The sequence below is a fragment of the Streptomyces sp. NPDC051636 genome, from assembly GCF_044453765.1.
Taxonomy (GTDB): Bacteria; Actinomycetota; Actinomycetes; order Streptomycetales; family Streptomycetaceae; genus Streptomyces.
Window position 1 is genome coordinate 20313 of the sequence record NZ_JBITDA010000026.1, and the last position, 20050, is coordinate 40362.

The window sequence follows — 20050 nt, forward strand, 5'->3', positions numbered from 1 at the left end:
CAGCCACTCAGCCTACCAGCGGCCCAGCGAGTGGCCCAAACCGGTCGCCGGTCCCCGCCCGTGGGACCATGGAGACTACGTATCGATCCGACCCGAGGCATAAGGCGCCTCAAGAGACAGGACCCTGCGTGCCCGCGACCCCTAACCATGTGCCCGAGCCGAGCCGTACCGACCCGGCTCTGATCCGCAATTTCTGCATCATCGCGCACATCGACCACGGCAAGTCCACGCTCGCCGACCGGATGCTCCAGCTGACCGGTGTGGTCGAGCAGCGGCAGATGCGTGCTCAGTACCTCGACCGGATGGACATCGAGCGTGAGCGCGGTATCACGATCAAGTCCCAGGCCGTGCGTCTGCCCTGGGCGCCCACCCACGATCCGGGCAACACGCACATCCTCAACATGATCGACACCCCGGGGCACGTCGACTTCACCTACGAGGTCTCGCGGTCGCTCGCCGCCTGCGAGGGGACCATCCTCCTCGTGGACGCCGCCCAGGGCATCGAGGCGCAGACCCTCGCCAACCTGTACCTGGCGATGGAGAACGACCTCACCATCATCCCGGTGCTCAACAAGATCGACCTCCCGGCCGCCCAGCCGGAGAAGTTCGCCGAGGAGCTCGCCAACCTCGTCGGGTGCGACCCCGACGACGTGCTCAAGGTCTCCGCCAAGACCGGCCTCGGCGTGGAGGCGCTGCTCGACAAGGTCGTCGCCGAGGTCCCCGCCCCGGTCGGCGTCAAGGACGCCCCCGCGCGTGCCATGATCTTCGACTCGGTCTACGACTCCTACCGGGGTGTCGTGACGTACGTCCGTGTCATCGACGGGCAGCTCAACAAGCGCGAGCGCATCAGGATGATGTCCACGAACGCCACCCACGAGCTGCTGGAGATCGGCACCAACTCGCCCGAGATGCTCCCGGCGGACGGCCTCGGCGTCGGTGAGGTGGGCTACCTGATCACGGGTGTGAAGGACGTCCGCCAGTCCAAGGTCGGTGACACCGTCACCAGCCAGGCCAAGGGCGCCACGGAGCCGCTCGGCGGCTACAAGGACCCCAAGCCCATGGTCTTCTCGGGCCTGTATCCACTGGACGGCTCGGACTACCCCGAGCTGCGCGAGGCCCTGGACAAGCTCCAGCTCAACGACGCCGCGCTGGTGTACGAGCCGGAGACCTCCGCCGCCCTCGGCTTCGGCTTCCGCGTCGGCTTCCTGGGCCTGCTGCACCTCGACGTGATCCGCGAGCGGCTCGAGCGCGAGTTCGGGCTCGACCTCATCGCCACCGCGCCGAACGTCGTCTACCGCGTGGTCATGGAGGACGGCAGCGAGCACACCGTCACCAACCCGAGCGAGTTCCCCGAGGGGAAGATCGACGAGGTGTACGAGCCGGTCGTGCGTGCCACCATCCTGGCGCCGAGCGAGTTCATCGGCTCGATCATGGAGCTGTGCCAGACCCGGCGCGGCACCCTCCTCGGCATGGACTACCTGTCCGAGGACCGGGTCGAGATCCGGTACACGCTCCCGCTCGCCGAGATCGTCTTCGACTTCTTCGACCAGCTGAAGTCCAAGACGCGCGGCTACGCCTCGCTCGACTACGAGCCCACGGGCGAGCAGACCTCCCAGCTCGTCAAGGTCGACATCCTTTTGCACGGCGACAAGGTGGACGCCTTCTCCGCGATCACCCACCGTGACCAGGCGTACGCGTACGGCGTGCGGCTCGTGGCCAAGCTCAAGGAGCTGATCCCGCGGCAGGCCTTCGAGGTGCCCGTCCAGGCCGCCATCGGCTCCCGGGTCATCGCCCGCGAGACCATCCGCGCCATCCGCAAGGACGTCCTCGCCAAGTGCTACGGCGGTGACATCTCCCGAAAGCGGAAGCTGCTGGAGAAGCAGAAGGAAGGCAAGAAGCGGATGAAGATGGTGGGTTCCGTGGAGGTTCCGCAGGAGGCCTTCATCGCGGTCCTCTCCAGCGATGACAGCGCGGGGTCGGCCAAGGGCAGGAAGTAACCGCCGGTAAGGGCCGGTGGCGTCCGCAAACCAGGTGCAACAGGGGCCCGTCGTGCCAAAGCACGGCGGGCCCCTACGCGTGCGTAGCGTCGCTCTCTGTAGGAAGTGACAGGCCGCCGCCCCTTACGCGTCGGCCCGGAGCGCTTTACTCTGATCCCTGCTCGATAGTTACTCGCGAGTTAAACAACAGCCCGAAACACCGCCCGTGAGTACCCCAGCCGCACTGAGCCAGCCGCACCGTCGCGGGCCCCGGAGGATGTCGTGAGCGACACACAGACACTGATCGAGAACCGTCCGCCGTCCGTCGCGGCCCTCTTCCTGGAGCGCGTCAACGCCACACCGGACGCCGAGGCATACCGCTACCCCGTACCGCCGGCCTCCGGGCAGGGCCCCGACGACTGGAAGTCGCTGAGCTGGGCCCAGGCGGCCGAGCGGGTCTACGCGATCGCGGCCGGCCTCATCGAGCTGGGGGTGCGGCCCGAGCAGCGGGTGGCACTGGCCTCCTCGACCCGGGTCGAGTGGATCCTCGCCGACCTCGGCATCCTGTGCGCCGGCGCGGCCACGACCACCGTCTACCCGCAGACCAACGCCGAGGAGTCGGCGTTCATTCTCGCCGACTCCGAGAGCCGGGTGCTGATCGCGGAGGACGCGGCCCAGCTCGCCAAGGCGGTCGAGAAGCGCGCCGAGCTGCCCGAGCTGCACCACGTGGTCGTCATCGACCCGGCGGGCGTCGAGACCGGCGACTGGGTGCTCACCCTCGCCGAACTGGAGCAGCGCGGCGCCGCGTACCTGGAGAAGCACCCCGAGCTGATCGAGGAGCGGGTCGGTGCGATCACCAGGGACCAGCTCGCGACGCTGATCTACACCTCCGGCACCACCGGCCGCCCCAAGGGCGTGCGCCTGCCGCACGACAACTGGTCGTACATGGCCAAGGCGACCGCCGCGACCGGTCTGATCAGCGCCGAGGACGTGCAGTACCTGTGGCTGCCGCTCGCGCACGTTTTCGGCAAGGTGCTCACCTCCGGGCAGATCGAGGTCGGGCACGTCACCGCCGTCGACGGCCGCGTCGACAAGATCATCGAAAATCTGCCGGTGGTGGAACCGACCTACATGGCGGCCGTCCCGCGCATCTTCGAGAAGGTCTACAACGGCGTCGCCGCCAAGGCCCGCGCGGGCGGACCGGCCAAGTACAAGATTTTCCAGTGGGCCGCCGAGGTGGCCCGCGAGTACGCCAAGGTCTCGCAGGACAACTTCCGCCGCACCGGTACGCACTCCGTGCCCTTCGGCCTCGGCGCCAGGCACAAGGTCGCCGACGCGCTCGTCTTCGCCAAGATCCGCGAGGCCTTCGGCGGCCGGCTGCGCGCCTGCGTCTCGGGCAGCGCGGCCCTCGCCCCCGACATCGGCTACTTCTTCGCCGGCGCCGGCATCCACATCCTGGAGGGCTACGGCCTCACCGAGTCCTCGGCCGCCTCCTTCGTCAACCCCGGCGAGGCCTACCGCACCGGCACGGTCGGCAAGCCGCTGCCCGGCACCGAGGTGCGCATCGCGGACGACGGGGAGATCCTGCTGCGCGGTCCGGGAATCATGGAGGGCTACCACGGGCTGCCCGAGAAGACCGCCGAGGTGCTGGAGAGCGACGGCTGGTTCCACACCGGCGACATCGGCGAGCTGTCGCCCGACGGCTACCTGCGCATCACCGACCGCAAGAAGGACCTGATCAAGACCTCCGGCGGCAAGTACATCGCGCCCGCCGAGGTCGAGGGCCAATTCAAGGCCGTGTGCCCGTACGTGTCCAACATCCTCGTCCACGGCGCCGACCGGAACTTCTGCACCGCCCTCATCGCCCTCGACGAGCCGTCGATCCTGGAGTGGGCGAAGGAGAACGGGCTGGGGGGCAAGTCGTACGCGGAGGTGGTGGCCGCGCCGGCCACGGTCGCGATGGTCGAGGGGTACGTCTCGGAACTCAACGCCGGTCTCCAGCGCTGGCAGACCATCAAGAAGTTCCGGCTCCTGCCGCGTGACCTCGACGTCGAGCACGGGGAGATCACGCCCAGCCTCAAGCTGAAGCGGCCGGTGGTGGAGCGGGAGTACAAGCACCTGATCGACGAGATGTACGCGGGCACGCGCGAGGCGTGACCACCCCGGTGGCCGGGGGCGGGTTCACCCGCCCCCGGCCACCAGTCGGCGCAGTTCCCGGACCTCTGCGCGCAGGCGTTCCACCTCGAGGGTCTTGCGGTGCAGGTCCAGAAACACCTTGACCTTCGCGCGCAGGACCCAGGGGTCGAAGGGCTTCGTCAGATAGTCCGCCGCGCCCGTCGCGTAGCCGCGGAACGCGTAACCGGAGTCGTCGTCCGCGCCGGTCAGGAAGATGATCGGGACGTCCTTGGTCTGGTCGAGCCGCTTGATGTTGGTGGCCGTCTCGAAACCGTCCATGCCCGGCATCCGCACGTCCAGCAGGACGAGTGCGAACCGTTGCCGCAGCAGCGCCTTCATCGCCTCCTCGCCCGAACGGGCGCGCACCAGCGGCTCGTTGAGGGAGCCGAGGACGGCCTCCAGGGCAATCAGGTTGTCCTCCATGTCGTCCACCAGGAGGATCCCGGCGGGCTCGTCGTTCCTCGGCTCACTCACCGGTCGCCTCACTCACCCGTCGTCTCCTCGGCGTCGGCGCTCCCCTCCGGGTCCAGGAGCGCGCAGACGACCGTGAGCAGCCGGTCGACGTCGACCGGCTTCGGTACGTAGTCATTGGCGCCGCGCGCGATGGACTTCTCCCGGTCGCCCGGCATCGCCTTCGCGGTCAGGGCGACGATGGGCAGGCCGGCCCAGCGCGGGGTGCGGCGGATGGCGGCGATCGTCTCGTAGCCGTCCATCTCCGGCATCATGATGTCCATCAGGACCAGCTCGACGTCCGGATTGCGCTCCAGCGTCTCGATGCCCTCCCGGCCGTTCTCCGCGTACAGCACCGGCATGCCGACCCGGCCGAGGACATGGGTGAGGGCGAAGACGTTGCGGATGTCGTCGTCGACGATCAGCACTCTGCGGCCGGGCAGCACCTGGCCCGCGCGGCCCGTCTGCCACGCCTCCAGCTTGGGAGGCGCGGGCCAGGAGTCGTCGGCCGTCAGGGGCTCCGCCGAGGGCTGCTCGCGCACCCGGGCGTCCACCGCCGGGCCGGTCACCGGGTGGCCTGGGCTGACGACGGGGACGTACAGGGTGAAGGTGGAGCCCTTGCCGGGTTCGCTCTCCGCGACGATCCGGCCGCCGAGCAGCCCGGCGATCTCCCGGCTGATGGACAACCCCAGCCCCGTACCGCCGTACTTGCGGTTCGTCGTGCCGTCGGCCTGCTGGAACGCCTCGAAGATCACCGGGAGCTTCTCGGCGGCGATGCCGATGCCGGTGTCGGAGACCGCGAAGGCGATCACGTCGTCGCTGTCGCGGACGTAGCGGCGCTCGGGGTCCTTCACCCGGTTCACGCGCAGCTCGACCCGGCCCGACGCGGTGAACTTGATCGCGTTGGACAGGAGGTTGCGCACGATCTGCTGCAGGCGCTGCTCGTCCGAGTACATCTCGCGCGGTACGTCCTCGCCGACCGCCACGTCGAACGCGAGCCCCCGGTCCAGGGTGAGCGGCCGGAAGGTGGCGTGGACGTAGTCCAGCAGCTTGATCAGCGGAAGCCGCTTCGGGCGGACGTCCATGCGGCCGGCCTCGATCTTCGACAGGTCCAGGATGTCGTTGATCAGCTGGAGGAGGTCCGAGCCGGAGCGGTGGATCGTCGTCGCGAACTGCACCTCCTGGTCCGACAGATGGCCGTCCGGGTTGTCCGACAGCAGCCTCGCCAGGATCAGCAGGGAGTTGAGCGGTGTGCGCAGCTCGTGCGACATGTTCGCCAGGAACTCCGATTTGTACTGCGACGAGGTGGCCAGCAGGGCGGCCTTCTCCTCCAGTTCCGCGTTGGAGCGCTGCAACTCCGCCTGCTGCTTCTGCAGTTCGTCCGAGCGCTCCTGGAGCTGCATCGCGAGGCGCTGGGACTCGCCGAGCAGGGACTCCGTACGGGAGTTGGCGATGATCGTGTTGATGGCGACGCCGATGGTGTTCACGAACTGGTCGAAGAAGGCCAGGTGGACGTCGGAGAAGCGGGAGAAGGAGGCGAGTTCGATCACGCCGAGGAGTTTGTCCTCGAAGAGGATAGGGATGATGACGATGGTGGTGGGGGCGGCTTCCCCCAGCCCGCTGTTGATCTTGATGTAGTCCGGTGGGGCCTCCTCCACCAGGATCCGCTTCTTCTCCCGGGCCGCCTGCCGGACCAGGCCGTGCACCGGCAGACCGCCGGTCTCCACGGTCGCGCCCTGGGCCGCGCCGTATCCGGCGATGAAGGCCAGCCCCTTCGCGGGCACGGCCGTCCGCAGGGACGCGCTGTTCTCGTCGGGGTCGGCCAGGTAGAACGCGCCGTACTGGGCGTTCACCAGCGGGGTCAGCTCGCGCAGGATCAGGTCGGCGACCTCCATCAGGTCCCGGTGGCCCTGCATCAGCGCGGCCAGGCGGGCCAGGTTGGACTCCAGCCAGTCCTTGGCCCGGGTGGTCTCGCGCAGGTTGGCCACCATCAGGTTGATGTTGTCCTTCAGCTCCGACACCTCGCCGCGCGTCTCCACGGAGATCGAGCGGGACATGTCGCCCTGGGCCACCGCGGAGGCGACCTCGGCGATCGCGCGGACCTGGGTGGTCAGGTTCAGGGCGAGCTCGTTGACGTTCGTCGTCAGGCGCTTCCAGGTGCCGTACACGCCCTCCACCCGGGCCTGGCCGCCGAGCTGGCCCTCGCTGCCCACCTCGCGGGCCACGCGCGTGACCTCCGAGGAGAAGGAGGACAGCGTGTCGACCATGGTGTTGATGGTGGTCTTCAGCTCCAGGATCTCGCCCCGCGCGTCCACGTCGATCTTCTTCGACAGGTCGCCCTGGGCGACGGCGGTGGCGACCTGGGCGATGTTGCGGACCTGCGAGGTGAGGTTGTCCGCCATGTAGTTGACGTTGTCCGTCAGGTCCCGCCAGACCCCGGAGACGCCCAGCACCTGGGCCCGGCCGCCCAGCCGGCCGTCGGTGCCGACCTCGCGGGCCACGCGGGTCACCTCGTCGGCGAAGGCGCGCAGCTGCTCCACCATCGTGTTGACGGTGTCCTTGAGTTCCAGGATCTCGCCGCGCGCGTCGACGGTGATCTTCTTCGACAGGTCGCCGTTGGCGACGGCCGTGGTCACCTGGGCGATGTTGCGGACCTGGGAGGTCAGGTTTAGCGCCATGAAGTTGACGTTGTCGGTGAGGTCCTTCCAGACGCCCGAGACGCCCCGGACCTGGGCCTGACCGCCGAGGTTGCCCTCGGTGCCGACCTCGCGGGCGACCCGGGTGACCTCGTCGGCGAAGGCGGAGAGCTGGTCCACCATCGTGTTGATCGTGGACTTCAGCTCCAGGATCTCCCCCTTCGCCTCCACCGTGATCTTCTTGCCGAGGTCGCCCTGCGCGACGGCGGTCGACACCAGCGCGATGTTGCGGACCTGCGAGGTGAGGTTGTCCGCCATGAAGTTGACGTTCTCCGTCAGGTCCTTCCAGACCCCGGACACCCCGCGCACCTGCGCCCGCCCGCCGAGGTTGCCCTCGGTGCCGACCTCGCGGGCGACCCGGGTGACCTCGTCGGCGAAGGCGGAGAGCTGGTCCACCATCGTGTTGATCGTCGACTTCAGTTCCAGGATCTCGCCCTGCGCGTCGACCGTGATCTTCTGACTGAGGTCGCCGTTCGCCACCGCCGTGGTCACCTGGGCGATGTTGCGGACCTGCGAGGTCAGGTTCGAGGCCATGAAGTTGACGTTGTCGGTGAGGTCCTTCCACACCCCGGACACGCCCCGCACCTGCGCCCGTCCGCCCAACTGGCCCTCCGTGCCCACCTCGCGGGCCACCCGTGTCACCTCGTCCGCGAAGGCCGACAGCTGGTCCACCATCGTGTTCACGGTGAGCTTCAGCTCCAGCAGTTCGCCGGTCGCCTCCACCGTCACCGTACGGGTCAGGTCACCTCGCGCCACCGCCGTCGTCACCAGCGCGATGTCCCGGACCTGCGCGGTCAGCCGGGCCGCCATCGTGTTGACCGCCTCGGTCACGTCCCGCCAACTGCCCGACAGCCCCCGCACATTGGCCCGCCCGCCGAGCCGCCCCTCGGTGCCGACCTCGCGCGCCACCCGGGTCACCTCGCCGGTGAAAAGGGACAACTGGTCGACCATCGTGTTCACCGCCCGGCCGAGCCGCCGCAGGTCGCCGCGCAACTGGCGGCTGCCGTCGTGCAGGTCGACTCGCTGGGTCAGGTCGCCCCCCGCCACCGCGTCCAGCACGCGCGTGGCGTTGGCCGCCGGGGCCACCAGGGCGTCCAGGACCTGGTTCACGTCGTTGACCCGGGACGTCCAGGCGCCCTGCCCCGGACTCGCCGAGACCCGCTCGTCGAGCCGCCCGTGCCGCACCAGCTCCCGCTTCACCCGCTGCACTTCCGAGTTGAAGTGCGTGCTGCGGTCCATGATCTGGTTGAAGACCGCGGTGAGTTCGGCGACGATGCCGTCCCCTGTCTCCGGGGCCTTAGTGAAGTCGCCGTCCCGGGCGGCGGTCATCGCGGCGAGCAGCGGGCGAAGGTCGGAATCGCGCAGTTCGCGAGCATGCGGTTCGGAAGCGCGCGGTTCCGGCGCACGCGGTCCGGATGCTCGGACTTGTTCCGCTTTCTGTCCGTCTTCGAGCACACGCGTGGCACTGTTCTCACTCATGGCGGCCCACTTCGGTAACTCGGCGCTTATGGGCGCAGCCAGTCTGTCACTCTGTCCCCATCGACCGAGACACATTCGTCTGAACTTCGTCCGATCTGCTCGGGGAGCCGGCCATGGGCACCATACCGACGCAACGGGAGATCCTTTCCCGTGCTTCCGATGTGCCTGCGCACTGGGGCGCGGGGGAGCGCACGGAGGTACGCGCGACCCTGTCCGGAGGCCCCCTCGCGCCCGGATCCGCCCGCGCGCTGGTGCGCGCCGCGCTGGCCAAGTGGTCCGGCCTGGGCCTCGCGCCCTCCGACCGGCTCGCCGAGGACGCCATGGTGGTCGTCAGCGAACTCGTCACCAACGCTGTCGTGCACGCGGGCACCGACGTGGAGCTGACCTGCCGCCTGGAGGAGACCGGCGCGCTCGTCGTCGAGGCCGGCGACCACCACCCCTCCCGCGCCCCCCGCCAGGACGGCACCGAAACGCCGTACGAGACACCGGAGTACGGGCGCGGCCTGCGCCTGGTCGCCAACCTCGCCGAGTCCTGGGGCGTCACCTACCGCACCGGCGCCAAGACGGTGTGGGCGCGCCTGCCCGCCAAGGGCAGCCCGGCCGCCGAGGAGCCCGAGACGTACGCCGGGGAGCGCGGGCTGGAGGTCGCCGGGATCCTCGCCCCCGACCCTCCCCCGCACTCGACCGCGCTCGAGCGGGGAGACCCCCATCGCGCCGAACGCGACCGGGAATGGCTCGGCCGCGGCGCCCTTTCCTTCCTCGCCGAGGCCTCCGACCTGCTCGCCGGACAGCTCGACGAGAACCTGGTCGCCGCGCTCACCGGGCAGCTGATCGTGCCCCGGCTCGCCGACTGGTGCGCGGTGTGGCTGGAGGACGAGTCGACCGTCCGGTGGGCGTCCGCCCGCACGAGCGGGGCCGAGAGCGGCTGGGCCGACGGGGCCGGGGCGCCGGGGCCCCGGCTGGCCCGGGTCTGGCACTTCAGCGAGAACCGCATCGAGGAGCTGCGCCGGGCCCTGGAGAAGGACCCGCCCTGCCCCCGGGACGGCTCACGGTCCGGCCCCGAGCCCTACCCCTGGCCCGGCGAGGCGCTCGGCCCGCACGGCACGGACGGCTCCGCGCTGGCCTACCGGCTGATCGCGGGCGGCCGTCCGCTGGGCACGCTGGTCATCGGGCGGTGCGGGCCGGTGCGCTTCCCGGACGAGATCACCGGGCTGGTGGAGGACCTCGGCCGCCGGGTGGCGCTCGCCATCGGCGCGGCCCGCCAGTACGCCCGCCAGGCCACCATCAGCGCCGTCCTCCAGCGCGGGCTGCTGCCCGGCGCGGTCGCCGAGATCCCCGGCGTGAGCAGTGCGCTGGTCTACGAGCCGTGCGACAAGGGCGGTCCGAGCGGCGACTTCTACGACCTGTTCCCGGCGGGCGACGGCCGCTGGTGCTTCGCGGTGGGCGACGTGCAGGGCAAGGGGCCGGAGGCAGCCGTGGTGATCGGGCTCGCCCGCCCCTGGCTGCGACTCCTCGCCCGCGAGGGCTACCGCGTCGCCGACGTCCTGGACCGCCTCAACCAGCTCCTCCTCGACGACGCCACCGAGGCCGCCGACGCCGCCGCCCGCGCCCTGGTCGCCGCGGGCGGCCGCCCGGTCGCCGCCGGCGACGGGCCGCAGACCCGCTTCCTCTCCCTTCTCTACGGCGAACTGGTCCCCTTCGACGGCGGCGTCCGCTGCACCCTCGCCTCCGCCGGACACCCCCTGCCGCTGCTCCTCGGACCCGACGGCGAGGTCCGTACGGTCGCGAAGCCGCAAACGCTCGTCGGGGTCATCGAGGACGAGACGTACACCAGCGAGACGTTCGAGCTGCGCTCCGGCGACACCCTGCTGTGCGTCACGGACGGGGTGACCGAGCGGCGCTCCGGCTCCCGCCAGTTCGACGACGGCGACGGGCTCGCGCGGGCCCTGGCGGGGTGCGCGGGGCTGAGCGCCGAGCTGACCGCGGAGCGGATCAGACGGCTGGTGCACGAGTTCGGCGGCGGGCTGCCGGAGGACGATCTGGCGCTGCTGGTGCTGCGGGCGGAGTAACCGTCCCGGTACGGGACAATGGAGGACATGCCTTCCGCACTCCCCGACGGCGAGCCCGTCCCCGCCGACGGCGCGCTGCCCGCGTCCGCGCTCGCCGGGGCCGCCGACCGACCCCTCGGGTTCTACCTGCACGTTCCGTACTGCGCGACCCGCTGCGGCTACTGCGACTTCAACACCTACACCGCCACCGAGCTGCGCGGCACCGGCGGTGTGCTGGCCTCCCGGGAGAACTACGCGGACACGCTGGTCGACGAGATCCGCCTGGCCCGCAAGGTGCTCGGCGACGACCCGCGCGAGGTCCGCACGGTGTTCGTCGGAGGCGGTACGCCCACGCTGCTGGCCGCCGGCGATCTCGTACGGATGCTGGGGGCCATCCGCGACGAGTTCGGCCTCGCGGCGGACGCGGAGGTCACGACCGAGGCGAACCCGGAGTCGGTCGACCCGGCCTACCTCGCGCGGCTGCGGGAGGGCGGCTTCAACCGGGTGTCCTTCGGGATGCAGAGCGCACGGCAGCACGTGCTGCGCGTGCTGGACCGGACGCATACGCCGGGGCGTCCCGAGGCGTGCGTGGCGGAGGCCCGGGCGGCCGGCTTCGACCACGTGAACCTGGACCTGATCTACGGCACGCCGGGCGAGTCGGACGACGACTGGCGGGCCTCGCTGGACGCGGCCCTGGGGGCGGGCCCGAACCACATCTCCGCGTACGCACTGATCGTCGAGGAGGGCACGCAGCTGGCGCGGCGCATCCGGCGGGGCGAGGTGCCGATGACGGACGACGACGTGCACGCCGACCGCTACCTGATCGCCGAGGAGCGGCTGTCCGCGGGCGGCTTCGACTGGTACGAGGTGTCGAACTGGGCCACCTCGGAGTCCGGCCGCTGCCTGCACAACGAGCTGTACTGGCGGGGCGCCGACTGGTGGGGGGCGGGCCCGGGGGCCCACTCGCACGTGGGCGGGGTGCGCTGGTGGAACGTCAAGCATCCGGGGGCGTACGCGGCGGCGCTGGCGTCGGGTCGCTCGCCGGGTGCCGGGCGGGAGCTGCTGTCGGACGAGGACCGCCGGGTGGAGCGGATCCTGCTGGAGCTGCGGCTGCGGGAGGGGGTACCGCTGTCCCTGCTGAGGGAGGAGGGGCTGACGGCTTCGCGGCGGGCGCTGGGGGACGGCCTGTTGGAGGCAGGGCCGTACGAGGAGGGGCGGGCCGTGCTGACGCTGCGGGGGCGGCTGCTGGCGGATGCGGTGGTGCGGGGCCTTGTGGACTGATCACTCCGGCGGGTGAATCGGTGCGGAACGTCGGTTCGGTCCCTAACCTGATTCGTAGGCTGCCGCCGTACGCGCGGCGGCGGAGAGCGGAGGGCCACGGAGATGACCGCTGTGGATGATCGCCGGGTGCACGACGCCTTCGAGAACCTCGAGGTTCCCGAGGGCTTCAAGGCTGAGCTCATCCGGGGGGAAATCGTGATGATGGCCGGCCCTGACAAGGTCCACAACCGCATCGTGCAGTCCGTGCAGGACCAGATCCCCGCCCACCGATGGGAGCGGCTGCAGACCCAGGACGTGGCCTTTCCCGGTGAGAACAGTGAGCCCCAGCCGGATCTCGTCGTCATGGAGAGCGGAGCCGACGACAGCCCGGGGCGCCTCGTACCTGCCCCAGCCGTGACCATGCTGGTCGAGGTCGTGTCCAGGACCAGCGTCCATCGGGACTACGTGGAGAAGCGGTCGATCTATGCCGCGGGCGGGGTGCCCGTGTATCTGATCATCGATCCCTTCGACGCCAGATGTCTGGTGCTCACGGAGCCGGTCGGTAGCGGTAGGTCAGCGGACTATCAGTCGAAGCGGACGCGGAAGTTCGGCGACCCGGTGCCGCTGCCGTTCGTGGGTATCGACTTGGACACGAGCACGTTCGGCACGCTGCCGCCTCTTACGGATGCGCCGTAACGAAGTCGATCAACTCCTCCACCCGCCCCAGCAACTCCGGCTCCAGGTCCTTGTACGACCGCACCCGCCCCAGAATCCCCTGCCAGGCCGCCCCCGTGTTCTCCGGCCATCCCAGCGCCCGGCACACCCCCGTCTTCCAGTCCTGACCGCGCGGAATCCGGGGCCACGCCTCGATCCCCAGCGAGGACGGCTTCACCGCCTCCCAGATGTCGATGTACGGGTGGCCGACCACGAGGGCGTGTTCGCTGGTCACCGACTCCGCGATCCGCCACTCCTTGGTGCCCGGCACCAGGTGGTCCACGAGCACCCCCAGGCGGGCGTCCGGACCCGGCCCGAACTCCGCGACGATCGACGGCAGGTCGTCCACGCCCTCCAGGTACTCCACGACCACGCCCTCGATGCGCAGATCGTCGCCCCACACCTTCTCGACCAGTTCCGCGTCGTGCCGGCCCTCGACGTAGATGCGCCCGGCGCGGGCCACGCGCGCGCGTGCGCCGGGGACGGCGACCGAGCCGGAGGCGGTGCGGGCGGGGCGGGCAGCAGCCTTTCCGGTCGGCCGTACGAGCGTGACCACCCGGCCCTCCAGCAGGAACCCGCGCGGCTCCAGCGGAAACACCCGGTGCTTGCCGAACCGGTCCTCCAGTGTCACCGTGCCCGCCTCGCAGCGGATCACCGCGCCGCAGAAGCCGGAGCCGGACTCCTCCACCACCAGGCCGGGCTCCGCCGGGACCTCAGGGACGGGCTTCGGCTTCTTCCAGGGAGGGGTCAGGTCGGCGGAGTACTGGCGCATTCGGATGACGATAGGAGAAGCCGCACCGCCATCAGGGCGACACGCCGAAACGCGCCGCCAGCGCGTCCCGCTGCGCCCGGACGAAGGCCGCGTCGACCACCGCTCCGTGACCGGGCACGTACAGTGCGTCCGCGCCGCCGAGGTCGAGGAGCCGGTCGAGGGCGGCGGGCCAGTGGGACGGTACGGCGTCGGGGCCGGCCTGCGGTTCGCCGGACTCCTCGACCAGGTCGCCGCAGAAGACCACCTCGGGCTCGCCGGGGACCAGGACCGCGAGATCGTGGGCGGTGTGACCCGGGCCCACGTTCGCCAGCAGCGCCTGGCGGCCGCCGCCCAGGTCGAGGGTCCACTCGCCGGAGACCAGGTGGCGGGGGAGGGGCAGGGCGTCCACCGCCTCGTCCGCATCCGCCACCGGCAGGCCGTTGCGGACGGCGTCCAGGCGGAGTTCCGCACGCTCGTACGCGAGCACCGCGTCCATGCCCACCGCCGCGAAGACCTCCGCCCCCGCGAAGGCGGCCGCGCCGAAGACGTGGTCGAAGTGGGGGTGGGTGAGCGCGAGATGGGTCACACGGCGGCCGGCCAGTTCCTGCGCCCGCGCACGCAGGCGGGCGCCCTCGGCGAGGCTCGACCCGGCGTCCACCACGAGCGCCGTGCCCTCCCCCAGGACCAGTCCCGCCGTGCAGTCCCAGCCCGGCAGCCGGCACCGCCCGACCCCGGCGGCCAGCCGCTCCCACCCCAGCTCTTCCCAAGTCACCGTCATACCGCGACGCTAGCGGGGACGACCGCACCGGGGCACGGCGGACGTACCGACCTTGCCCGGGGTGTACCCCACAGCCGTACACTGGGCCGGGGAATGCTGGCACTCGCACGCGCAGAGTGCCAGGCGAAGGACCGAAGGGCCGTGGGGACGAGTTTTCTGGAGGTGTGCGCGGATGCTGAGTGAACGCAGGCTTCAGGTGCTGCGCGCCATCGTCCAGGACTACGTGGGCACCGAGGAGCCGGTCGGCTCCAAGGCGCTCACGGAGCGGCACAACCTCGGCGTCTCCCCGGCCACCGTCCGCAACGACATGGCGGCTCTGGAGGACGAGGGGTACATCGCCCAGCCGCACACCAGCGCGGGGCGCATCCCCACCGACAAGGGCTACCGGCTGTTCGTCGACAAGCTCGCGGGCGTCAAGCCGATGACCGCCCCCGAGCGGCGGGCGATCCAGAACTTCCTGGAGGGCGCCGTCGACCTCGACGACGTCGTGGCCCGTACGGTGCGGCTGCTCGCGCAGCTGACCCGGCAGGTCGCGGTCGTGCAGTACCCCTCGCTGACCCGCTCGACCGTGCGGCACGTGGAGCTGCTCGCGCTCGCCCCCGCGCGCGTGATGCTCGTGCTGATCACGGACACCGGCCGGGTCGAGCAGCGGGTGATCGACTGCCCGGCTCCCTTCGGGGAAGCGTCTCTGGCGGACCTGCGCGCGCGGCTCAACAGCCGGGTCGCGGGCCGCCGCTTCACGGACGTGCCGCGGCTGGTCGAGGACCTCCCGGAGGGCTTCGACACAGAGGATCGCGGTACGGTCTCGACCGTGCTCTCCACTCTGCTGGAGACACTCGTCGAGGAGAACGAGGAGCGGTTGATGATCGGAGGCACCGCCAATCTCACCCGCTTCGGACATGACTTTCCCCTCAGTATCCGGCCGGTGCTCGAGGCGCTGGAGGAGCAGGTCGTGCTCCTCAAGTTGCTGGGCGAGGCGAAGGATTCGGGCGTGACCGTGCGGATCGGTCACGAGAACGCCCATGAGGGGCTCAACTCCACGTCGGTGGTGTCGGTCGGCTACGGTTCGGGCGGCGAGGCGGTTGCCAAGCTCGGCGTGGTCGGACCGACCCGCATGGACTACCCGGGAACGATGGGAGCGGTACGCGCAGTGGCACGGTACGTCGGACAGATCCTGGCGGAGTCGTAAGTGGCCACGGACTACTACGCCGTTCTCGGCGTGCGCCGCGACGCGTCGCAGGAAGAGATCAAGAAGGCCTTCCGGCGGCTCGCGCGCGAGCTGCACCCGGACGTCAACCCGGATCCGAAGACCCAGGAGCGGTTCAAGGAGATCAACGCCGCTTACGAGGTGCTGTCGGACCCGCAGAAGAAGCAGGTCTACGACCTCGGCGGCGACCCGCTCTCGCAGGCCGGCGGCGCCGGCGCGGGCGGCTTCGGGGCCGGTGGATTCGGCAACTTCTCCGACATCATGGACGCCTTCTTCGGTACGGCGTCCCAGCGCGGCCCGCGCTCGCGCACCCGGCGCGGCCAGGACGCGATGATCCGCATCGAGGTAGAGCTGGACGAGGCGGCCTTCGGCACGACCAAGGACATCCAGGTTGACACGGCGATCGTCTGCAACACCTGCAACGGTGAGGGCGCCGCGCCGGGCACGAGTGCCCAGACGTGTGACATGTGCCGCGGCCGCGGTGAGGTCTCGCAGGTCACCCGGTCCTTCCTGGGCCAGGTCATGACCTCGCGCCCGTGCCCGCAGTGCCAGGGCTTCGGTACGGTCGTGCCGACCCCCTGCCCGGAGTGCGCCGGCGACGGCCGCGTCCGCTCCCGGCGGACCCTGACCGTGAAGATCCCGGCCGGTGTCGACAACGGCACCCGCATCCAGCTCGCCGGCGAGGGCGAGGTCGGCCCCGGCGGCGGTCCGGCCGGTGACCTCTACGTCGAGATCCACGAGCTGCCGCACCCCACCTTCCAGCGGCGCGGCGACGACCTGCACTGCACGGTCACCCTCCCGATGACCGCGGCGGCCCTCGGCACCAAGGTGCCGCTGGAGACGCTGGACGGCATGGAGGAGGTCGACATCCGCCCGGGCACCCAGTCCGGCCAGTCGATCCCCCTGCACAACCGGGGCGTCACCCACCTGCGCGGCGGCGGCCGGGGCGACCTCGTCGTCCACGTCGAGGTCACCACCCCGACCAAGCTCGACCCCGAGCAGGAACGCCTCCTGCGCGAGCTGGCCAAGCTGCGCGGCGAGGAGCGGCCGCAGGGACAGTTCCAGCCCGGGCAGCAGGGTCTTTTCTCGCGGTTGAAGGATGCGTTCAACGGGCGTTGAGGCCACGCGGGACGGTCCCTGACCACCGACCATGCACCTGGCCTATGCCGGTGGAAGGCCGGATTCGGACTTGTTCGGAGGACGTGACAACATGCGGTCATGTCCTCCGCACTGACCGATCTCTTCCCTCAGCCGATCGTGCAGGCTCCCATGGCGGGCGGTGTCTCCGTCCCCCAGCTCGCCGCCGCCGTCTCCGAGGCCGGCGGCCTCGGGTTCCTCGCCGCCGGGTACAAGACCGCCGACGGCATGTACCAGGAGATCAAGCAGCTGCGGGGCCTGACCGCCCGCCCTTTCGGCGTGAACCTGTTCATGCCGCAGCCCGAGTACGCCGAGTCCGGCGCGGTCGAGGTCTACGCCCACCAGCTGTCCGGCGAGGCCGCCTGGTACGAGACCGAGCTCGGCGACCCGGACAGCGGCCGGGACGACGGCTACGACGCCAAGCTCGCCGTGCTGCTCGACAACCCGGTGCCGGTGGTCTCCTTCCACTTCGGCGTGCCGAGCCGGGACGTGCTGGACTCCCTGCGCCGTGCCGGAACCTTCACCCTGGTCACCGCGACCACCGCCGAGGAGGCCCTCGCGGTGGAGCGGGCCGGGGCCGACGCGGTCATCGCGCAGGGCGTGGAGGCCGGCGGCCACCAGGGCACCCACCGGGACATCCCGGAGACGGACGGCAGCGGCATCGGCCTCCTCTCCCTGATCGCCCAGGTCCGCGAGACCGTCGGCGTCCCGATCGTCGCCGCCGGCGGCATCATGCGCGGCAGCCAGATCGCCGCGGCCATGGCGGCGGGCGCGAGCGCGGCCCAGCTCGGCACCGCGTTCCTCGCCACCCCCGAGTCCGGCGCGAACGCGCTGCACAAGCAGGCGCTGACCAACCCGCTGTTCGCCCGTACGGAGCTGACCCGCGCGTTCTCCGGCCGCCCGGCCCGCGGCCTGGTCAACCGCTTCATGCGCGAGCACGGCCCGTACGCCCCCGCCGCCTATCCGGAGGTCCACCACCTGACCTCGCCGCTGCGCAAGGCCGCCGCCAAGGCCGGGGACGCGCAGGGCATGGCGCTGTGGGCCGGACAGGGGCACCGGATGGCGCGGGACCTGCCGGCCGGGCGGCTGGTGGAGGTCCTCGCGGCCGAACTCGCCGAGGCCCGGACAGCGTTGTCGGGCGGGGGTCGGGGCGAGTGACCGCGCCGGTCTTCGTCGTCGAGCACTTCCGCTCGGAGAGCCACCGGTACGTCCTGGACGGCCCCGAAGGCCGCCACGCGGTCTCCGTGAAGCGGCTGCAGCCCGGTGAGGAGGTCGTCCTCACCGACGGCGCCGGGCACTACGCGGTGTGCGAAGTGATCGGCACCGAGGGCAAGGACCGCCTGATCGTCCACATGCCCTCGGTCTCGGAGGAGCCCGCGCAGTCCCCCCGCATCACCGTCGTCCAGGCCCTGCCCAAGGGCGACCGCGGCGAGCTCGCCGTCGAGACCATGACCGAGGTCGGCGTCGACGCCATCGTGCCGTGGGCGGCCGCCCGTTGCATCACCCAGTGGCGGGGCGACCGGGGGCTGAAGGCCCTCGGGAAGTGGCGGTCGACGGCCCGCGAGGCCGGCAAGCAGTCCCGCCGGGTCCGCTTCCCGGACGTCGCGGACGCGGCGACGACCAGACAGGTTGCCCGGCTTCTCGCCAAAGCCGACTTCGCCGCCGTCCTGCACGAGGACCGCGACTACCCCAGCGAGCCGCTGGCCACCGCCGAACTCCCCACCGAGGGCGAGATCGTGCTGGTCGTCGGCCCCGAAGGGGGCGTCGCAGCCGAGGAGCTGGCGCTGTTCGAGGAGGCGGGCGCGAAGGCGTACCGGCTCGGGCGTACCGTACTGCGTACATCGACCGCCGGAACCGCGGCCGTGGCCCTGCTCCTGGGCCGTACCGGACGCTGGTCCTGACCGCTGGGGAAAAGCGTGGAACTCGCCCAAGTCCGGCTGCTCGTCACCGACTTCGCCGCCTGCTACCGCTTCTACGCCGAGGTGCTCGGCCTGAAGCCGCAGTCCGGGGCGACCGAGGGACCGTACGAGAAGTTCAGTCCCGCCACCGGCTCCGCCGGGATCGCGCTGCAGGACCGCTCCATGATGGCGGCGGTGCTCGACGAACTGGGCGACAGCGCGACCGGCCACCGCTCCCTGGTGGTCCTGCGCGTCGACGACCTCGACGCCTACTGCGCGGAGATCACCGACCGCGGCGCCACCCTCCTGCACGGCCCGGCCGCCATGACCGAGCGCATGCGCGTCGCCCACCTCAAGGACCCGGAGGGCAACCTGGTGGAACTCCAGGAGTGGCTGCTGCTGCGCACCTGAGGACGACCGCCCGGAACAGCTCCCAGCCGTCCGCATCCCCGGCGCCCGCGAGCAGTTCACGCTCCCGGGCCTCGTCGAGGAACGCGCGGACGACACCGGCCGGTGCAGGTTCAGCGGCTCGCCGCTGCCGTCGCCCACGCACCCCGGGTGCAGCAGCCCGTCCGGCACGATCCGGCCCGCACCGCCCCGGAAGACGATCCGCGTGCGGACCCCGTCCCGGTACAGCGTAAGCACCTCCCGGCGGCCCGCGCCGTCCCCGTGCCGGTGCCGCACGGTCCACCGGCGGACGGTCCCCTCCCCGTCGACGAGCCGCCCGATCCCGCGTTCACCGCGCACGGGCTCGGATCAGGCACCCGGGAGACACTCGATGGGGAGGCGCCCGAACACTCGAGTGGCCATATGCGCCCTACCGCCCAGCCCGCGACGGTGGCACGCTGCCGTGCATGGGGGCATTGAGGCACATTCGGCATCGGCCCCGCGGGACGCGGACGGTGGCCGTGACGGGGCTCGCGATCGTGGCCGTGGGCGGCGTCGTGGCGTGCGAGCCGGGTGGTCTGAGCTCGGCGTCGGTCGCGTACACGACCGACAGGACCGCCACCGCGGAGCTGGAGAAGCAGCACGTGAACGTGCGCTGGCTCAGTTGCACGGGCAACTACGGCAACAAGGGCTACACGCCGGGGAAGGCGCCGTCGCCCAGCGAGACCACCGTCGTCTCCGTCGACTGCCAGGGGCAGACCGACGACGGACGGAAGATCACCGTCACCGGCAAGGTCACCAAGGCCGTCGACGGCGCGTGCGTGCGCGGAGAGCTCACCGCCAAGGTGGGCGGCAAGGAGTGGTTCCACGTCAACGGGCTGGGCAACTGCGACGCCACGCCCGGTCCGACGTACACCCCGCCCGTCACCTACCGGCCCTCGGGCGGGCAGCAGCCCGGACCCACCGTCACCGTCACCAAGACCATCTGGTGCAAGGGAGACCCCACCTGCTGGCCGGTCGAGGGCAAGTGAGCCGGGAACGAGTGATCGAAACCGGGTCCGCGGACGCCGTCCGCTGCGTAGGGTGATCGGGTG

Annotated in this window: 15 protein-coding genes; 11 read left to right on the forward strand and 4 right to left on the reverse strand. The window is 71.0% G+C overall.

Annotated elements, in window-relative coordinates:
- Nucleotides 1–128: 128 nt before the first annotated feature.
- The gene (gene lepA / locus ACIBBH_RS33415) at nt 129–1997 is read left to right on the forward strand and encodes a translation elongation factor 4 (RefSeq protein ID WP_399411133.1); all 1869 of its coding nucleotides are present in this window, start codon (nt 129–131) and stop codon (nt 1995–1997) included.
- A gap of 261 nt (nt 1998–2258) precedes the next feature.
- On the forward strand, nt 2259–4133 hold the full coding sequence (locus tag ACIBBH_RS33420) for an AMP-dependent synthetase/ligase (protein ID WP_399411135.1): 1875 nt from the start codon (nt 2259–2261) through the stop codon (nt 4131–4133).
- A 24-nt stretch (nt 4134–4157) separates the two neighbouring features.
- Here ACIBBH_RS33420 and ACIBBH_RS33425 read toward each other — a convergent pair whose 3' ends face one another.
- Both ACIBBH_RS33425 and ACIBBH_RS33430 read right to left on the reverse strand, forming a co-directional pair.
- A complete protein-coding gene (locus ACIBBH_RS33425) occupies nt 4158–4625 on the reverse strand; it encodes a two-component system response regulator (protein WP_399411137.1) in 468 nt (155 codons plus the stop codon).
- A gap of 8 nt (nt 4626–4633) precedes the next feature.
- Entirely contained in the window at nt 4634–8626 is a 3993-nt protein-coding gene (locus tag ACIBBH_RS33430) for a HAMP domain-containing protein (protein ID WP_399411139.1), read from the reverse strand.
- Nucleotides 8627–8889: 263 nt separating this feature from the next.
- On the opposite strand from ACIBBH_RS33430, the gene ACIBBH_RS33435 reads away from it, so the two are divergent.
- The 3 genes from ACIBBH_RS33435 to ACIBBH_RS33445 all read left to right on the forward strand — a co-directional run bounded on the left by ACIBBH_RS33435 (nt 8890) and on the right by ACIBBH_RS33445 (nt 12780).
- Nucleotides 8890–10845 (forward strand): SpoIIE family protein phosphatase, encoded by a 1956-nt coding sequence (locus ACIBBH_RS33435; RefSeq protein ID WP_399411141.1) that lies wholly within the window; start codon nt 8890–8892, stop codon nt 10843–10845.
- A 27-nt stretch (nt 10846–10872) separates the two neighbouring features.
- The gene (hemW, locus tag ACIBBH_RS33440) at nt 10873–12105 is read left to right on the forward strand and encodes a radical SAM family heme chaperone HemW (protein ID WP_399411143.1); all 1233 of its coding nucleotides are present in this window, start codon (nt 10873–10875) and stop codon (nt 12103–12105) included.
- Nucleotides 12106–12207: 102 nt separating this feature from the next.
- A complete protein-coding gene (locus ACIBBH_RS33445) occupies nt 12208–12780 on the forward strand; it encodes a Uma2 family endonuclease (protein ID WP_399411145.1) in 573 nt (190 codons plus the stop codon).
- Here ACIBBH_RS33445 and ACIBBH_RS33450 read toward each other — a convergent pair.
- Nucleotides 12764–13570 (reverse strand): DUF3097 domain-containing protein, encoded by an 807-nt coding sequence (locus ACIBBH_RS33450; protein ID WP_399411147.1) that lies wholly within the window; start codon nt 13568–13570, stop codon nt 12764–12766. The two genes, ACIBBH_RS33445 and ACIBBH_RS33450, sit on opposite strands and share 17 nt — an antisense overlap.
- Nucleotides 13571–13601: 31 nt before the next feature.
- Complete coding sequence (locus tag ACIBBH_RS33455; RefSeq protein ID WP_399411149.1) at nt 13602–14327, reverse strand: MBL fold metallo-hydrolase; 726 nt, start codon at nt 14325–14327, stop codon at nt 13602–13604.
- Between the two features lie 172 nt (nt 14328–14499).
- On the opposite strand from ACIBBH_RS33455, the gene hrcA reads away from it, so the two are divergent.
- The 6 genes from hrcA (at nt 14500) to ACIBBH_RS33485 (ending at nt 19987) form a co-directional block, all read left to right on the forward strand.
- A complete protein-coding gene (gene hrcA, locus ACIBBH_RS33460) occupies nt 14500–15516 on the forward strand; it encodes a heat-inducible transcriptional repressor HrcA (protein WP_399411151.1) in 1017 nt (338 codons plus the stop codon).
- Complete coding sequence (gene dnaJ / locus ACIBBH_RS33465) at nt 15517–16653, forward strand: molecular chaperone DnaJ (RefSeq protein WP_399411153.1); 1137 nt, start codon at nt 15517–15519, stop codon at nt 16651–16653.
- A gap of 99 nt (nt 16654–16752) precedes the next feature.
- Nucleotides 16753–17829 carry a nitronate monooxygenase gene (locus ACIBBH_RS33470; protein WP_399411156.1) on the forward strand — a complete coding sequence of 359 codons (1077 nt, stop codon included), beginning with the start codon at nt 16753–16755 and terminating at the stop codon, nt 17827–17829.
- A complete protein-coding gene (locus ACIBBH_RS33475) occupies nt 17826–18572 on the forward strand; it encodes a 16S rRNA (uracil(1498)-N(3))-methyltransferase (RefSeq protein WP_399411158.1) in 747 nt (248 codons plus the stop codon). The genes ACIBBH_RS33470 and ACIBBH_RS33475 overlap by 4 nt, the downstream gene beginning before the upstream one ends.
- Before the next feature lie 15 nt (nt 18573–18587).
- A complete protein-coding gene (locus tag ACIBBH_RS33480; protein ID WP_399411160.1) occupies nt 18588–18980 on the forward strand; it encodes a VOC family protein in 393 nt (130 codons plus the stop codon).
- A 443-nt stretch (nt 18981–19423) separates the two neighbouring features.
- A complete protein-coding gene (locus ACIBBH_RS33485; RefSeq protein ID WP_399411162.1) occupies nt 19424–19987 on the forward strand; it encodes a hypothetical protein in 564 nt (187 codons plus the stop codon).
- The last annotated feature ends 63 nt before the right edge of the window (nt 19988–20050 follow it).

What these genes read in the sequence shown, in the direction of transcription:
- ACIBBH_RS33430 (WP_399411139.1), bottom strand. Translation starts at nt 8,626, where the DNA reads ATGACCGCCGCCCGGGACGGCGACTTCACTAAGGCCCCGGAGACAGGG.
- ACIBBH_RS33435 (WP_399411141.1), top strand. Translation starts at nt 8,890, where the DNA reads ATGGGCACCATACCGACGCAACGGGAGATCCTTTCCCGTGCTTCCGAT.
- hemW (WP_399411143.1), top strand. Translation starts at nt 10,873, where the DNA reads ATGCCTTCCGCACTCCCCGACGGCGAGCCCGTCCCCGCCGACGGCGCG.
- ACIBBH_RS33445 (WP_399411145.1), top strand. Translation starts at nt 12,208, where the DNA reads ATGACCGCTGTGGATGATCGCCGGGTGCACGACGCCTTCGAGAACCTC.
- ACIBBH_RS33450 (WP_399411147.1), bottom strand. Translation starts at nt 13,570, where the DNA reads ATGCGCCAGTACTCCGCCGACCTGACCCCTCCCTGGAAGAAGCCGAAG.
- ACIBBH_RS33455 (WP_399411149.1), bottom strand. Translation starts at nt 14,327, where the DNA reads ATGACGGTGACTTGGGAAGAGCTGGGGTGGGAGCGGCTGGCCGCCGGG.
- hrcA (WP_399411151.1), top strand. Translation starts at nt 14,500, where the DNA reads ATGCTGAGTGAACGCAGGCTTCAGGTGCTGCGCGCCATCGTCCAGGAC.
- ACIBBH_RS33470 (WP_399411156.1), top strand. Translation starts at nt 16,753, where the DNA reads ATGTCCTCCGCACTGACCGATCTCTTCCCTCAGCCGATCGTGCAGGCT.
- ACIBBH_RS33485 (WP_399411162.1), top strand. Translation starts at nt 19,424, where the DNA reads ATGGGGGCATTGAGGCACATTCGGCATCGGCCCCGCGGGACGCGGACG.